Consider the following 15,319-nt stretch of genomic DNA (forward strand, 5'->3'; position numbering starts at 1 on the left):
GACGGGGACATGAAAATAGTGTCCCCGTTTAAAGCGTCAGGCGTAATGCCTTTTCCCGATAAAAGAACATAGCAGGAGGAATTTGGTGATGAATATACCAAGACATGTGGCGATCATCCTGGACGGAAACGGACGATGGGCAAAATCTAAAGGAATGCCCAGAAATTACGGCCACGCACAGGGGAGCAAAACAGTAGAAAAAATCTGCGAAGAGGCCTGGAGGATGGGAATAAAGTATCTTACCGTTTATGCTTTTTCCACGGAGAACTGGAACCGCCCCAAAGATGAGGTGGATGCGCTGATGAAGCTGCTCCGTAATTATATGAAAACTTGTCTGAAAACAGCAGAAAAAAATGATATGAAGATACGTGTCATTGGAGACAAAACCAGGCTGGCACAGGACATTCAGGATCGGATCAATGAGCTGGAAGCAGCTACCGTCAATAATGGAGGGCTGAATTTTCAGATTGCTATTAATTACGGAAGCAGGGATGAAATTCTACGTGCTGTCAGAAGAATTGCTCAGGATGCGGCTTCCGGGATTCTGGATCCGAAGTCTGTTGATGAGTCCTGTTTTGAGTCCTATCTGGATACACATGATATTCCCGATCCGGATCTTTTGATCCGCACAAGCGGTGAGGAACGTCTTTCCAACTATCTGCTGTGGCAGCTGGCATATTCCGAGTTCTACTTCACAGACGTACTCTGGCCTGATTTTTCAAAGGAGGAACTTTGGAAAGCAATCGAACAGTATAATGCCAGAGACCGCCGATATGGGAAGGTGTAGGAGAGGGAGGAATAACAGATGTTTAAAACGAGACTTTTAAGTGGGATCATACTGGTGATCGTGCTGATCATTACTGTGGGATATGGAGGCAATCTGCTGTTCGGAGTCCTGGCGGTGATCAGTTTGATCGGCATGAGTGAACTTTATAAAGTAGTAAAAGTGGAAAGAGTAAGCCTGGGCATTGCGGGCTATCTGGCGGCAATGGTTTACTATGGGCTGTTGTTTACAGGAAGAATGGAAATGGTGACAGCCCTTTTGGTCCTGTTCCTTGTAGTGGTGATGGCGGTCTATGTTTTCGCATTTCCAAAGTACCGTACGGAACAGGTGATGGTTACTTATTTTGGACTGTTTTACGTAGCAGTCATGCTCTCCTATGTTTATCAGACAAGAATGCTGCCGGACGGCGGAGTGGCAGTGTGGCTGATCTTCTTGAGTTCCTGGGGATGCGATACCTGTGCTTACTGTGTAGGCATGCTGATCGGAAAGCATAAAATGGCGCCTAAGTTAAGCCCGAAAAAATCTATAGAAGGAGGAGTGGGCGGTGTACTTGGAGCGGCTCTTCTTGGAGCATTATTCTCACTGGCCATGAATCACTGGGGGCAGGCGGATGTTTCGCCGGCATTCTATGCACTGATATGCGGAATCGGAGGCATTATTTCCCAGATCGGGGATCTTGCCGCTTCAGCTATTAAAAGAAACCATGAGATCAAGGATTATGGAAAGCTGATCCCGGGCCACGGAGGGATCCTGGATCGGTTTGACAGCGTGATCTTTACAGCTCCGGTCATCTATTATCTGACAGTGCTGCTTGGATAGGAGGCGGAAAGAAAATGAAGAAAATAGGCATTCTTGGCTCTACTGGTTCCATTGGAACTCAGACCCTGGAAGTGGTAAGGGAAAATAAGGATATTGAAGTGACTGCTCTGGCAGCCGGAAGCAATATCCGGCTTCTGGAAGAACAGATCCGTGAGTTTGCACCCCGTATTGCCGCTGTATGGGATGAAAAGAAGGCGAAAGAGCTGAAAGAGAGAGTAAAAGACCTGCCGGTTAAGATTGTTTCCGGTATGGATGGGCTGATCCAGGTATCAGCATTTGAGGAAATGGAGATACTGGTAACAGCAATTGTCGGAATGATCGGCATACGTCCTACAATGGAAGCTATAAAGGCGGGAAAAGATATTGCTCTTGCAAATAAAGAAACTTTAGTGACAGCAGGTCATCTTATTATGCCTCTTGCAAAAGAAAACGGAGTTTCTATTCTACCGGTGGACAGTGAACACAGCGCTATTTTCCAGTCTCTTCAGGGAGGACAGCAAAAGGCTGTGAAAAAGATCCTTCTTACTGCATCAGGAGGACCTTTCAGAGGAAAGAAAAGAGAAGAACTTGCAGATATCCAGGTGGAGGATGCACTGAAACACCCAAATTGGGAGATGGGAAGGAAGATTACCATTGATTCCTCTACCATGGTAAACAAAGGCTTGGAAGTGATCGAGGCAAAGTGGCTTTTTGATGTGGATGTCAGTCAGATTCAGGTTGTGGTTCAGCCCCAGAGCGTCATTCACTCCATGGTGGAATATGAGGACGGAGCGGTGATTGCTCAGCTTGGCACTCCGGATATGAAGCTTCCTATACAGTATGCTCTTTACTATCCGGAGCGGAGGTATCTGCCGGGCGAACGGCTGGATTTCTGGAATCTGGGAAAACTGGACTTTGAAAAGCCGGATACCGATACATTTTACGGTCTTGCCCTTGCATACGAAGCAGGAAGAAGAGGCGGCAGCCTGCCTACGGTGTTTAATGCGGCAAATGAGCGGGCAGTGCAGCTTTTCCTGGAGCGGAAAATCGGTTATCTGGAAATCCCGAAGATTATAAAGGAATGTATGGAAAGACACAAAAATGTGGAACAGCCGTCTCTTGAAGAGATATTGGATACGGAAGAGGGGGTATATGAATATATCAACAGCAGGAAATAGCAGGAGGTAGAATTTGGGAATCATCATTGCAATTTTAATCTTCAGTTTTATCATATTTTTTCACGAGCTGGGACATTTTGTTCTGGCAAAGCTTAATGGCATTGAGGTACAGGAATTTGCGATCGGAATGGGGCCGGCCCTTTTTGCAAAGGAGTATCATGGAACACTCTATGCGGTCAGGATCCTTCCGATCGGAGGATACTGTGCAATGGGGGAAGATGACGAGGCAACGGATTCACCTGCCAATTTCAATAATAAATCAGTGTGGGCAAGGATTTCCGTCATTGCTGCAGGTCCTGTCTTTAACTTTATCCTGGCCTTTGTCTGTGCGATAGTGCTGATCGCTTTCGTGGGATATGACGAGCCGGTGATCGGATCTCTCGACGAAGGATATCCGGCACAAGAGGCAGGTCTGCAGCCCGGAGACCGGATAGTGGAGATCAATGGAAAGAATATCCATCTTTTCCGAGAGGTGAAGACTTACAATCAGTTCCACCAGGGGGAAGAAGTGGAGATTATCTTTGAGAGGGACGGAATAGAGAGGGGAGTGATCCTGCAGCCAAAGTATAATGAAGAGATATCCTATTATCTTCTTGGAATCAACGGAGCGGGAAATACCAGGGCAACGCCTCTTAAAACATTGCAGTACAGTGCTTACGAGGTGAAATACTGGATCGACACGACTTTGTCCAGCCTGAAAATGCTTGTTACAGGGCAGATTGGAATAGACCAGCTCTCCGGGCCGGTAGGAATTGTGGATGTGGTAGATTCCACCTATAAGGAGACAAGAGATTATGGAGCGCTGACAGTGACCGTGAACATGCTGAACATTGCGATTCTGATATCAGCCAACCTGGGGGTAATGAATCTGCTTCCTCTTCCGGCACTTGATGGAGGGCGACTCGTGTTTCTCGCCATTGAGGCTGTGCGGAGGAAGAGGATTTCGCCGGAAAAAGAGGGGTATGTACACTTTGCCGGTATTGTTGTTTTGATGGTGCTGATGGTTGTTGTCCTGTTCAATGACATTCAGAGGGTATTTTTCTAGAGAATACCCTCTTTTTTTCTGCAGGAGAAATAGATTCGGAGGAATGAGAAAATGGAAGAAAATAAAAATATTTCCGCCACAATCCGTCGTGCAGAACGATTTCAGGTTATTCTGATCGGCGAGGGGATAATCGTCGGGGGGATTGGCGGACTTGTAGTGATCTTATATCGAATGATCCTTGGATGCGCCGGGGACTGGCTAAATAGGATTTTAAGCTTCATAACCGGACATCCGCTGTTGATTGCCGGCTGGTTCATGGTTTTGGTTTTAATGGCGCTGCTGACAGCAGCACTTGTCTCATATGAACCGTTGATTTCAGGAAGCGGCATCCCGCAGTTGGAAGGGGAGATTGCCGGGAAGATCGATCAGGCCTGGTGGCGGGTGCTTCCGGCAAAATTTGCAGGAGGATTTCTCTGCATTTTCGGCGGTCTGGCTCTTGGACGGGAAGGTCCATCCATTCAGCTGGGGGCCATGGCGGGAAAAGTTGTGTCACGCCTTCTTGACCGGGGAAAGACGGAGGAAAAATTTCTGCTCACCTGCGGCGCCAGTGCAGGTTTGGCCGCTGCCTTTCATGCGCCTCTTGCCGGAGTTATGTTCTCTTTGGAGGAAGTTCATAAGAATTTCTCTGTGTCTGTGCTGATTTCTGTCATGTCGGCTTCTCTTACAGCAGATTTTCTTGCCACAACAATTCTGGGGAGAGAATCTGTATTTTCTTTTGAACTTCTGAAAGTTCTGCCTACAGAGTATTATGGAATGATCCTTGCCCTTGGCGTCCTGCTTGGCGTTCTTGGTGCGTTTTATAACTGGTTTACCCTGAAGATCCAGGCATTGTACAGCTGCATGACAAGGATGGGAAACACAGGAAAAATCCTGATCCCCTTTTTGTGTGCGGGAGTCATTGGGCTTTTTGCTCCTGAAATGCTGGGAACAGGGCATATGCTTATTGAAGAGTTGACAGCAGGAGAGATGGCCCTTGGAACCATGGTATTTTTTCTGGTGGGAAGATTTCTGTTCTCCGCCGTCAGTTTTGGCTCCGGTGCGCCGGGAGGAATCTTTTTTCCTATGCTGATCATCGGTGCGTTTATCGGAGGTATTTTTGCGGAGGCAGGTCATGTCTTTTTCGGATTGGAGGAAATTTACCTGAATAACTTCGTTCTTCTTGCCATGGCCGGCTATTTTACGGCAATTGTCCGTGCGCCTCTGACCGGTATTATACTTATTTTTGAAATGACAGGTTCTGTCAATCAGATGCTCTCCCTGGCGCTTGTGTCTATCATGGCTTATATTGTAGCGACTTTAATGCGCTCAGAGCCGATTTATGAAAGCCTTCTTAGAAATCTTCTGAAAAAGAGAGGAGAAAAAGTACTTGAGAGGAGAGGAGAAAAAGTACTGACAGAATGTACGGTTATGCTTGGCTCCTGTGCGGCAGGAAGGAGAATCCGGGAAGTGGAATGGCCGGAGCGGTGCCTGCTTGTGTCCGTGCGAAGGGGAGAAGAGGAAATTATCCCAAGGGGAAGCACAAAAATACAAACAGGGGACTGTCTTGCCTTTTTGACCGATGAAGCAGACAGTCCTGCAGTAATCGGAGAAATCCGGAAAATATGCAGTGAAAATCTGACAGATTTTCATGTGAATTAAAAAGGAGAACAGGGGAATGATTACTTTACTCCCCTGTTTTCCTTTTTGCATATTGACGCTATGTAAAGTCCGAGATACATAAGACACAACAAAAAGACAGTTCCCTGGCTGATAAGAAGTCCCCACAAGTATCCGCGGATTCCCGAAAGAGGAATCATGAAAAAGACGCTGGCAATCCTAAGAAGCAGTCCGGCTGTATTAAGCAGAAAAGAAATGTTGGCCTTTCCCAGTCCGTTGATGACGCTAAGAAGAGTGCTGTTTGTATAGAGGAAGGGACATATCCAGGCCAGAGTTATGATAAACTGTCCGGCCATTTGACTGTGAAAAAGAAGTTCGCCTGCCAGCTGTCCAAAAAGGAGAAAGGCAAAGCAACAGGCAAGCCCCAGGGCAAAACAGCAGAAGAAGACTTTCCGGATCACTTCCCGAAGCTTTTTTATGCTTCCGCCAGCCTGGATTTCAGCAACTGCGGGAAGGAGCATGGTGGAGATGGAATTGGTGATGGCTGATGGAAAGAGGATGCAGGGAAGAGCCATACCGGTCAGAACCCCATAGATACTTAAGGAGTCACTGACAGAAAATCCGAAGATCTGGAGCTTTGCAGGGATGGAAACGGCTTCTGTGCTTTGGAGGATATTTAAAAGTACACGGTTGCCGGTCAGAGGAAGAGAAGTCTGAAGGATGCCCCTCATTCCATTTCTCCAGCTGCCCGGCTTTTGAGGAAGAACTGCAGAAGCAGGAAGAAGCGTCTGCCTTTTTTCTTTACGAAAAGCGTGGAGAGAAAAAAGGGAGGAAAATATTTCCCCCATTACCAGTCCGACAGCAGCAAGAGAGATGCCGGCTGACAAAGAGCGCTCCATAAAATAACGGTAAAGAAAGAAGACAGAGCACACCCTGGCAATCTGTTCAACCAGCTGTGAAATGGCTGGTATCCTTGTCTTTTTTAATCCGATATAGTACCCGCATATGCAGCTGTGGACAGCGGCAAAGGGCATGGCGTAGGAGATGATAATAAGCAAAGGGGCACACCTCGGTTCTCCTAAAAAGAAGGAAGCGATAAAATCTGCTTCCTTTTGCATAAGAAGCATCATGATACAAGAGGGGAGGAAAGATAAAAAAAGGCCACAGTATAAAAATATAACCGCCCTTTTTTTATCTCCCAGAGAAGAACTTGCAGCCACGTTCCTTGCAACGGCAGTTTCAATACCGGCACAGCACAGGGAAAAGCAGAGCGCATAAACCGGAAAGATCAGCTGATAGAGCCCCACGCTTTCCTCTCCGAAAGACTGACTTAAAAAGATCCGGTAAAAAAAGCCGATAAACCGGGTAGCAAAACCGGTTAATGTAAGAATAAATGCGCCTTTGATAATGGCGTGTTTCTGATCCATAGAAAACTCCCAGGTAGCCTTGTTACAGCATATTCCGATTTTCTCCTTGACAGAACACCCGGCGGGTGATATTCTACTGATAGAAATTCCGAGTAAAATACTAGGGATTGGGAAGAAGGTGGAAAAATGAAGCTTTCAACAAAAGGAAGATACGGGCTTCGCGCTCTTATTGATCTGGCAAGATACAGCGAGGAAGAGCCTGTTTCCATAAGCAGTATTGCGGCGCGCCAGGATATTTCGGAAGGATATCTGGAACAGCTGATGGCGCTCATGAAAAGAGCCGGTCTTGTAAAGAGTATTCGGGGAGCGGCAGGAGGATATGTGCTGGCAAAGTCTGCGAAAGAGATTTCTGTAGGAGATGTGCTTCGTGCTCTGGAGGGAAAGCTGGAACCGGCTGAATGCGCTGCTTTCCATCCTGAAAAGGGGTGCAAGGCTTCTGCCAACTGTGTAACGAAATATGTCTGGCAAAAGATCAATGACAGTATCAATCAGACTGTAGATGAAATCCATCTGAATGAACTGGTGGAGGAGAGCAAAGTTCTTGGCGAGAATGAGGAGAATACAGAGAAAGCATGCAGCAGAAAATAGATAGAAAATGACTGCAGATAGGAGGAGAAAATGGAAAAACTGATTTATTTAGATAATGCAGCAACAACAAAAACAGCGCTGGAAGTAGTGGAGACTATGCTTCCTTATTTTACGGAGAATTATGGAAATCCGTCCAGTGTATACAGTTTTGCTTCCAAAAACAAGGATGAAGTGACAAGGCAAAGAGAGATCATCGCTGAAGCGCTGGGAGCGAAGAGCAATGAGATTTACTTTACAGCCGGTGGTTCGGAATCCGACAACTGGGCCCTGAAAGCAACGGCGGAAGCATATGGAGAAAAAGGAAAACACATTATTACTACAAAAATAGAGCATCATGCTATTCTCCATACGGCAGAGTATCTGGAAAGAAAAGGATTTGAAGTGACTTATCTGGATGTGGATGAAAATGGAACCGTGCATCCGGAAGAAGTTGAGAAGGCTATCCGCCCGGATACCATCCTTATTTCTGTTATGTTTGCAAATAATGAGATCGGAACGATTGAACCTATTAAGGAAATCGGGAAGATTGCCAGTGAACACGGCATTTTATTCCATACAGACGCTGTGCAGGCTTTCGGACAGGTTCCCATCAATGTAGATGAGTGCCACATTGATATGTTAAGTGCCAGCGGCCATAAGCTGAACGGCCCGAAAGGAATCGGTTTTCTCTATATCCGGAAGGGAGTAAAAATCCGTTCTTTCATCCACGGAGGAGGACAGGAGAGAAAACGCCGCGCCGGAACAGAAAATGTACCAGGCATCATCGGACTTGGAAAAGCAGTGGAAAGAGCAGTGAACACGATGGATGTAAGAGCGCGGAAGGAAACAGAACTTCGTGATTATCTGATCGGCCGTGTTTTGGATGAAATTCCGTATACAAAGCTGAACGGGGAGAGGACAAAGCGTCTGCCTAACAATGCCAACTTCAGCTTCCGGTTTATTGAAGGGGAATCCCTTTTGATCATGCTGGATATGAAAGGGATCTGTGCATCCAGCGGTTCTGCCTGCACATCCGGCTCACTGGATCCGTCTCATGTGCTTCTGGCGATCGGCCTGCCCCATGAGATCGCTCACGGATCACTTCGACTGACCTTAAGTGATGAAACGACAAAGGAAGATATTGACTATGTAGTAGATACTTTAAAGGAGATAGTATCTAAATTGAGAGATATGTCTCCTCTGTACGAAGATTTTGTAAAGAAAAACAAATAAGAGCAGGAGGAATGGACTATGTATACAGAAAAGGTAATGGATCATTTTCAGCATCCAAGAAATATGGGAGAAATTGAGAACGCCAGCGGCGTTGGAACAGTAGGAAACGCAAAGTGCGGAGATATCATGAGAATCTACCTGGATATTGATGAGAACCAGATCATCCGGGATGTCAAATTTAAGACATTCGGCTGCGGAGCGGCAGTTGCCACAAGCAGTATGGCTACAGAGCTGGTGAAAGGAAAGAACATCCAGGAGGCCATGGAAGTAACGAATAAAGCGGTGATGGAAGCTCTGGACGGGCTTCCGCCGGTGAAGGTACACTGTTCTCTTCTGGCAGAGGAAGCCATTCATGCAGCGCTTTGGGATTACGCGGAAAAGAACGGTATTAAAATAGAAGGACTGGAAAAGCCGAAATCCGATATCCACGAAGGAGAGGAAGAGGAAGAAGAGGAATACTAGGCCGGGGAAAGAGCGAAAATGGAGAAGAAGAGGGTTGTAGTAGGCATGTCGGGAGGAGTGGATTCCTCCGTGGCTGCCTGGCTTTTAAAAGAACAGGGATATGACGTGATCGGAGTCACCATGCAGATCTGGCAGGATGAAGAGGAGAAACTTCAGGAGGAGAACGGCGGCTGCTGCGGTCTTACGGCGGTGGATGATGCAAGGAGGGTAGCGGCCAGCCTTGACATTCCTTATTATGTCATGAATTTTAAAAGAGAATTTAAAGAGAATGTGATCGACTATTTTGTAGATGAATATATTGGCGGCAGGACTCCGAATCCCTGTATCGCCTGCAATCGTTTTGTGAAATGGGAGTCTCTTCTGAAAAGAAGCATGGATATTGGAGCAGACTATATTGCCACAGGGCATTATGCCAGAGTCGAGCAGCTTCCCAACGGCCGCTATGCAGTGCGTACTTCCGCTACCGGAAGAAAGGATCAGACATACGCGCTCTATAATCTGACGCAGGAGCAGCTTAAGAGGACGCTGATGCCGGTGGGCGGATATACAAAGGAAGAAATTCGGGAAATGGCCGCAAAAATGAACCTGCCCGTGGCGCATAAGCCGGACAGCCAGGACATTTGTTTTGTGCCGGATGGAGATTATGCTTCCTTTATTGAGAAAACGGCAGACCAGACATTCCCGCAGGGAAATTTTGTTTTGACAGACGGAACAATTGTGGGGCGTCATAACGGGATCATTCATTATACAGTAGGGCAAAGGAAAGGACTGGGAGTAGCTATGGGCTATCCGGTCTTTGTGCTGGCTATCCGCCCGGAAACCAATGAAGTGGTGCTGGGAAAGGCAGAAGAGTCGCTTTCCAGATACGTAAGGGCTGACCGGATCAATTTTATGTCAGTGGAAGATTTAAAGGAGCCAAAAAAAGTCTGGGCAAAAATACGCTACAATCATAAAGGGGCCTGGTGTACTGTAGAAAGGACAGGGGAAGATGAGATCCTTTGTACTTTTGATGAGCCTCTTCGCGCCGCGGCACCCGGACAGGCGGTAGTGCTCTATGACGGAGAATATGTCCTGGGAGGCGGGACGATCATAAACAATCAATAAATCAGTAAGGATGTGAAAGAAAATGAGGGCGGATGTACACATGCATACTTCCTTTTCCCATGATTCTAAGAGCGCTCCGGAAGAGATGATACAAAAATCCATCGAAAAGGGGCTGGAGGTGATCTGCTTTACAGATCACTATGACAAGGACTATCTCGGATGGGGAGAGGAAAGCGTTTTCGATGTAGAAAAATATTTTAAAGTACTGGAACCTCTTAGGGAAAAATACAGAGACAGGCTGGATATACGGATTGGGGTAGAACTTGGAATGCAGCCCCATCTGGGCGGATTTTTTACAGAGTTGACAAAGCGGTACCCGTTTGACTTTGTGATAGGCTCCCTGCATGTGATTGACGGGGAAGATCCGGCTCTTGGCACGCTTTTTAACGGAAAAAGTGATGAAGAAGTATACCGGAGAGCTTTTGTGGAGATGCTGGAAGATATACGCAGCACCCCGGATTTCGATGTGCTTGGACATATTGATTATGTGGTGAGATACGGAAACGGCAAAGCAGAAGGATATTCTTATCAAAAATACGCAGATGAGATCGATGAAATCCTGAAAGCGGTTATAGAGCGGGGGAAAGGAATAGAATTGAACATGGCGGGACTGAAATACGGGCTGCCTTTTGCCCATCCCCACCCGGATATTCTGAAGCGTTACCGGGAACTTGGCGGAGAAATCATCACAGTAGGGGCAGACGGACACTGCCCGGAACATATAGCCTATGATTTCCATAAGGCAGACGATATCCTGAAATCCTGCGGATTCCGGTATTACACGGAATTTAAGGAAAGAAAGCCTGTTTTCAAAGTACTTACATAAAATTGGAAAAGGCTCTTGAATTTTTGTATGAGATTTAGTACAATTGTTAATGGTTGATGGTTCTTTAACGAAGTTAAGGAGCAAAAATAAAAGCTGTGAAACAGTGAAAAGACTTTAGGAGGAATTAATCATGGCAGTAAAAGTAGCAATCAATGGTTTTGGACGTATCGGACGTCTTGCTTTCAGACAGATGTTTGGAGCTGAAGGGTATGAAGTAGTTGCGATCAATGACCTGACAAGCCCAAAAATGTTAGCTCACCTGTTGAAATATGACTCTTCACAGGGAAAATATGCTCTGGCTGATAAAGTAGAAGCTACAGATGATTCTATCATTGTTGATGGAAAAGAGATCAAGATCTACGCAAAAGCAAATGCAGAAGAGCTTCCATGGGGAGAGATCGGAGTAGACGTTGTTCTGGAATGTACAGGCTTCTATACATCTAAAGATAAAGCATCTGCTCATATTAAAGCAGGAGCTAGAAAGGTTGTTATTTCTGCACCAGCAGGAAACGATCTGCCGACTATCGTATATAATGTAAACCATGAAACACTGAAACCGGAAGATACAGTTATTTCTGCAGCTTCCTGTACAACAAACTGTCTTGCACCAATGGCTAAGGCTCTGAATGATCTTGCACCGATCAAATCCGGTATTATGTGTACAATCCACGCTTACACAGGCGATCAGATGACACTGGACGGACCACAGAGAAAAGGTGACTTAAGAAGATCACGTGCTGCTGCATGCAATATCGTTCCAAACAGCACAGGAGCTGCTAAGGCAATCGGTCTTGTTATTCCGGAACTGAACGGAAAACTGATCGGAGCTGCACAGAGAGTTCCAACCCCGACAGGATCCACAACAATCCTGACAGCAGTTGTAGAAGGAAATGTAACAGTTGATCAGATCAACGCTGCAATGAAAGCTGCTGCTACAGAATCCTTCGGATACAACACAGATGAAATCGTATCCAGCGATATCGTAGGAATGAGATATGGTTCTCTGTTTGATGCAACACAGACAATGGTACTTCCATTAGAGAATGGAACAACAGAAGTACAGGTTGTTTCCTGGTATGACAATGAAAATTCATACACAAGCCAGATGGTAAGAACAATCAAATACTTCTCTGAATTAGCATAATTAAGACTCAAAACGGGTCCGGTCTTGTTGGGACCGGATCCGTTTTTGGCATTATGAGAGAATTTCGACTTTTTTCAAAAGTATCGGAAAATGAAAGGAGGCACTTAAATGCTTAATAAAAAATCTGTAGATGATATCAATGTAAAAGGGAAAAAGGTCCTTGTAAGATGTGATTTCAATGTACCGCTTATCGATGGAAAGATTACGGATGAGAATCGTCTTGTTGCAGCCCTTCCGACAATTAAGAAGCTGATCGGAGACGGCGGAAAGGTGATTCTTTGTTCTCATTTGGGTAAACCGAAGGGACAGGCAGTGCCGGAACTGTCTCTTGCACCGGTTGCAAAGCGTTTGTCAGAGCTGTTAGGACAGGAAGTGAAATTTGCGGCTGATCCGGAGGTTGTAGGACCAAATGCAAAAGCTGCTGTTGAAGCCATGAAAGATGGAGAAGTTGTTCTTTTGGAGAATACACGTTACAGAGCGGAAGAAACGAAAAATGAAGATACATTTTCAAAAGAGCTTGCTTCCCTGTGCGACGTATTTGTAAATGACGCTTTTGGTACTGCTCATAGAGCACACTGCTCAAATGTTGGAGTGACAAAATATGTAGATACTGCAGTGGTTGGTTATCTTATGCAAAAAGAAATTGATTTCCTCGGAAATGCAGTCAACAATCCGGAGAGACCATTTGTGGCAATTCTGGGAGGCGCAAAAGTTTCCAGCAAGATTTCTGTTATTGAAAACCTGATCGATAAAGTGGACGTTTTGATCATCGGCGGAGGAATGGCATATACTTTCGCAAAATCCAAGGGAGGAAAGATCGGAACATCTCTTTGTGAGGACGATTATCTGGAATATGCAGAGAACATGGTAAAGAAAGCAGAGGAAAAAGGTGTAAGACTGCTTCTTCCGGTTGATAATCGTATCGGAGATGAATTTTCTAACGATGCAAATATCCAGATCGTACCGACAGGAGAAATCCCGGATGGCTGGGAAGGAATGGATATCGGACCGGAAACAGAGAAGATTTTTACAGATGCAGTGAAAGATGCAAAGACAGTTGTATGGAATGGTCCTATGGGATGTTTTGAAATGCCGAATTTTGCTCACGGAACAGAGGCAGTTGCGAAAGCGCTTGCGGAAACAGATGCTGTGACGATCATCGGAGGAGGAGATTCTGCAGCAGCTGTAAATCAGTTGGGATACGGTGACAAGATGACACATATCTCTACAGGTGGCGGCGCATCTTTGGAATTTTTGGAAGGAAAAGAACTTCCGGGCGTAGCAGCAGCTAACGATAAGTAAGCACTTAATGAGTCCAAGTCCGAAGGACGCCGGACGAATTCTAGTGCGCACTTAGTTCACCGCACTTAGCGAACCAAGCCCGTTAGGGCACAGGTGAGTTTAGTAAGGTGAACATCCCCCCCTTCCTGACGGGCTTAAGCAGGGGACTTAGTAACGAATGCAGATTTTAAAGAATATATAAAGGAAAGAGTGAAAACAATGGCAAGAAGAAAGATTATAGCAGGAAACTGGAAGATGAATAAAACTCCCAGCGAGGCAGTTGCGCTGGTAAAAGAATTAAAGCCTTTAGTTGCAACAGAGGATGCAGACGTTGTATTCTGTGTTCCGGCAATTGATATTATTCCGGTAGTGGAAGCGTGCAAGGGGACAAACATCCAGGTTGGAGCAGAAAACATGTATTACGAGGAAAGCGGAGCATACACAGGAGAAATTTCTCCGGCAATGCTTACAGATGCGGGTGTAAAATATGTAGTTCTGGGACATTCAGAGAGAAGAGATTACTTTGGCGAGACAAGCGAGGATGTCAACAAGAAAATGCACAAGGCATTTGAACATGGCATTACGCCTATCATGTGCTGTGGAGAATCTCTGGAGCAGAGAGAACAGGGCGTTACCATGGATTTCATTCGTCAGCAGGTTAAGGTTGGATTCCAGGGAATTACAGCAGATCAGGCAAAGACAGCTGTGATCGCATATGAACCGATCTGGGCGATTGGAACAGGAAAAACAGCAACAACAGAACAGGCAGAAGAAGTGTGTGCCGGAATCCGTGCATGTATTGCAGAGATTTATGACGAAGCAACAGCGGAAGCTATCCGTATTCAGTACGGCGGTTCTGTTAATGCAGGAAATGCTGCAGAGTTATTTGCACAGGCTGACATTGACGGAGGACTTGTCGGAGGAGCTTCTTTGAAGGCAGACTTCGGAAAGATTGTAAATTATAAGTAAGAACCAGATTGAACCGCAGGGGCTTGCAAGACAGTTCCTGCGGGCTTTTGAGTTTCGGGAGTGAAGAGTGTGATTATTGAAAGAATGAAACTGCAGACGGAAGGTTCCCTTCCGGATGCTCATTTTATCGCTTATGTATTAGATACGCCGGGAGATCTGCATATAAAAAAGCGTCCCATGGTTATTTTATGTCCGGGAGGCGGATATGAGAGAACCAGTTTTCGGGAAGGAGAGCCTATTGCAATGTACTTTCTGCAAAAAGGGTATCATGTAGGGATTCTGCGATATTCCACTGCCCCGGCAAAATATCCCACAGCGCTTCTGGAACTTGGAATGGCAATGGGAATTGTTAAAGGACATTCTGAAGAATGGAAGGTGGACGAAAGGCAGATTTTTGTTCAGGGTTCATCAGCGGGAGGACATCTGGCAGGGTGTCTTGGAGTTTTCTGGAACAGTACATTTCTTTCCAAAAAGCTTGGAATCCCATCAGAGAAATTAAGACCGGCGGGACTGCTGCTCAGTTATCCGGTGATAAGTTCTGATGAAAATATTTCCCATAAGGGAAGTTTCCTAAATCTTCTTCAGGATGAATATGAAGAAAAGAAAGAGATGCTGTCCTTAGAAAGACAGGTGACAGAATATACAGTTCCCTGCTTTATATGGCATACCTTTGAAGACAGAACCGTTCCGGTTCAAAATTCTGTCAGAATGGCAGAAGCGCTGCACGAGAAAGGGATCAGGACAGAGCTTCATTTGTTTCAGAAAGGCTCTCATGGACTGGGGAGCGCAGGAGAAGAATCCAGGCGTGCTGATGGAAGCGGCGTTCAGGAGGAATGTCAATGCTGGATGGATCTGGCATACAAGTGGATGGAAAACATCTGCAAAGACCAATAGAAGGAGAATAG

Annotated in this window: 15 protein-coding genes; 14 read left to right on the forward strand and 1 reads right to left on the reverse strand. The window is 45.9% G+C overall.

The genetic code is table 11. The features are described from left to right. The first annotated feature begins 88 nt into the window (after positions 1-88). From EUBC25_RS13110 to EUBC25_RS13130, 5 genes are read left to right on the forward strand one after another with little or no spacing between them, the layout of a single operon-like run. The gene (locus EUBC25_RS13110) at positions 89-787 is read left to right on the forward strand and encodes an isoprenyl transferase (protein ID WP_230105929.1); all 699 of its coding nucleotides are present in this window, start codon (positions 89-91) and stop codon (positions 785-787) included. A gap of 18 nt (positions 788-805) precedes the next feature. Continuing rightward, positions 806-1,603, forward strand: a complete 798-nt coding sequence (locus tag EUBC25_RS13115; RefSeq protein ID WP_230105930.1) for a phosphatidate cytidylyltransferase — start codon at positions 806-808, stop codon at positions 1,601-1,603. A gap of 14 nt (positions 1,604-1,617) precedes the next feature. Continuing rightward, positions 1,618-2,760 (forward strand): 1-deoxy-D-xylulose-5-phosphate reductoisomerase, encoded by a 1,143-nt coding sequence (locus tag EUBC25_RS13120; RefSeq protein WP_230105931.1) that lies wholly within the window; start codon positions 1,618-1,620, stop codon positions 2,758-2,760. 13 nt (positions 2,761-2,773) lie between these two features. After that, positions 2,774-3,805: an RIP metalloprotease RseP gene (gene rseP / locus EUBC25_RS13125; RefSeq protein WP_230105932.1), complete on the forward strand. Its 1,032-nt coding sequence runs from the start codon at positions 2,774-2,776 to the stop codon at positions 3,803-3,805. Positions 3,806-3,856: 51 nt separating this feature from the next. Next, entirely contained in the window at positions 3,857-5,443 is a 1,587-nt protein-coding gene (locus EUBC25_RS13130) for a ClC family H(+)/Cl(-) exchange transporter (RefSeq protein ID WP_230105933.1), read from the forward strand. A gap of 20 nt (positions 5,444-5,463) precedes the next feature. Here EUBC25_RS13130 and EUBC25_RS13135 read toward each other — a convergent pair whose 3' ends face one another. Next, entirely contained in the window at positions 5,464-6,828 is a 1,365-nt protein-coding gene (locus EUBC25_RS13135; RefSeq protein WP_230105934.1) for a polysaccharide biosynthesis protein, read from the reverse strand. 126 nt (positions 6,829-6,954) lie between these two features. Here EUBC25_RS13135 and EUBC25_RS13140 point away from each other — a divergent pair, with 126 nt between their 5' ends. The 9 genes from EUBC25_RS13140 to EUBC25_RS13180 all read left to right on the forward strand — a co-directional run bounded on the left by EUBC25_RS13140 (position 6,955) and on the right by EUBC25_RS13180 (position 15,308). After that, the gene (locus EUBC25_RS13140) at positions 6,955-7,416 is read left to right on the forward strand and encodes an RrF2 family transcriptional regulator (RefSeq protein ID WP_230105935.1); all 462 of its coding nucleotides are present in this window, start codon (positions 6,955-6,957) and stop codon (positions 7,414-7,416) included. Between the two features lie 30 nt (positions 7,417-7,446). Beyond that, positions 7,447-8,628 carry a cysteine desulfurase NifS gene (gene nifS, locus EUBC25_RS13145; protein WP_230105936.1) on the forward strand — a complete coding sequence of 394 codons (1,182 nt, stop codon included), beginning with the start codon at positions 7,447-7,449 and terminating at the stop codon, positions 8,626-8,628. Between the two features lie 18 nt (positions 8,629-8,646). Beyond that, the gene (gene nifU, locus EUBC25_RS13150; protein WP_076777272.1) at positions 8,647-9,090 is read left to right on the forward strand and encodes a Fe-S cluster assembly scaffold protein NifU; all 444 of its coding nucleotides are present in this window, start codon (positions 8,647-8,649) and stop codon (positions 9,088-9,090) included. 18 nt (positions 9,091-9,108) lie between these two features. Next, positions 9,109-10,194 carry a tRNA 2-thiouridine(34) synthase MnmA gene (gene mnmA, locus EUBC25_RS13155; protein WP_230105937.1) on the forward strand — a complete coding sequence of 362 codons (1,086 nt, stop codon included), beginning with the start codon at positions 9,109-9,111 and terminating at the stop codon, positions 10,192-10,194. A 22-nt stretch (positions 10,195-10,216) separates the two neighbouring features. Then, positions 10,217-11,020 (forward strand): histidinol-phosphatase HisJ family protein, encoded by an 804-nt coding sequence (locus EUBC25_RS13160; RefSeq protein WP_230105938.1) that lies wholly within the window; start codon positions 10,217-10,219, stop codon positions 11,018-11,020. Positions 11,021-11,150: 130 nt separating this feature from the next. After that, positions 11,151-12,164: a type I glyceraldehyde-3-phosphate dehydrogenase gene (gene gap / locus EUBC25_RS13165; RefSeq protein WP_230105939.1), complete on the forward strand. Its 1,014-nt coding sequence runs from the start codon at positions 11,151-11,153 to the stop codon at positions 12,162-12,164. A gap of 108 nt (positions 12,165-12,272) precedes the next feature. Next, positions 12,273-13,466: a phosphoglycerate kinase gene (locus tag EUBC25_RS13170; protein WP_230105940.1), complete on the forward strand. Its 1,194-nt coding sequence runs from the start codon at positions 12,273-12,275 to the stop codon at positions 13,464-13,466. Positions 13,467-13,664: 198 nt separating this feature from the next. Beyond that, on the forward strand, positions 13,665-14,414 hold the full coding sequence (gene tpiA, locus EUBC25_RS13175; protein ID WP_230105941.1) for a triose-phosphate isomerase: 750 nt from the start codon (positions 13,665-13,667) through the stop codon (positions 14,412-14,414). Between the two features lie 69 nt (positions 14,415-14,483). Continuing rightward, entirely contained in the window at positions 14,484-15,308 is an 825-nt protein-coding gene (locus EUBC25_RS13180; RefSeq protein WP_230105942.1) for an alpha/beta hydrolase, read from the forward strand. The last annotated feature ends 11 nt before the right edge of the window (positions 15,309-15,319 follow it).

It is taken from the genome of Claveliimonas bilis, assembly GCF_020892095.1.
Classification (GTDB): Bacteria; Bacillota; Clostridia; order Lachnospirales; family Lachnospiraceae; genus Claveliimonas; species Claveliimonas bilis.

Coding starts and splice junctions, on each gene's coding strand:
- EUBC25_RS13110 (WP_230105929.1), top strand. CDS start 89: ATGAATATACCAAGACATGTGGCGATCATCCTGGACGGAAACGGACGA.
- EUBC25_RS13115 (WP_230105930.1), top strand. CDS start 806: ATGTTTAAAACGAGACTTTTAAGTGGGATCATACTGGTGATCGTGCTG.
- EUBC25_RS13120 (WP_230105931.1), top strand. CDS start 1,618: ATGAAGAAAATAGGCATTCTTGGCTCTACTGGTTCCATTGGAACTCAG.
- EUBC25_RS13130 (WP_230105933.1), top strand. CDS start 3,857: ATGGAAGAAAATAAAAATATTTCCGCCACAATCCGTCGTGCAGAACGA.
- EUBC25_RS13135 (WP_230105934.1), bottom strand. CDS start 6,828: ATGGATCAGAAACACGCCATTATCAAAGGCGCATTTATTCTTACATTA.
- EUBC25_RS13140 (WP_230105935.1), top strand. CDS start 6,955: ATGAAGCTTTCAACAAAAGGAAGATACGGGCTTCGCGCTCTTATTGAT.
- nifS (WP_230105936.1), top strand. CDS start 7,447: ATGGAAAAACTGATTTATTTAGATAATGCAGCAACAACAAAAACAGCG.
- nifU (WP_076777272.1), top strand. CDS start 8,647: ATGTATACAGAAAAGGTAATGGATCATTTTCAGCATCCAAGAAATATG.
- mnmA (WP_230105937.1), top strand. CDS start 9,109: ATGGAGAAGAAGAGGGTTGTAGTAGGCATGTCGGGAGGAGTGGATTCC.
- EUBC25_RS13160 (WP_230105938.1), top strand. CDS start 10,217: ATGAGGGCGGATGTACACATGCATACTTCCTTTTCCCATGATTCTAAG.
- gap (WP_230105939.1), top strand. CDS start 11,151: ATGGCAGTAAAAGTAGCAATCAATGGTTTTGGACGTATCGGACGTCTT.
- EUBC25_RS13170 (WP_230105940.1), top strand. CDS start 12,273: ATGCTTAATAAAAAATCTGTAGATGATATCAATGTAAAAGGGAAAAAG.
- tpiA (WP_230105941.1), top strand. CDS start 13,665: ATGGCAAGAAGAAAGATTATAGCAGGAAACTGGAAGATGAATAAAACT.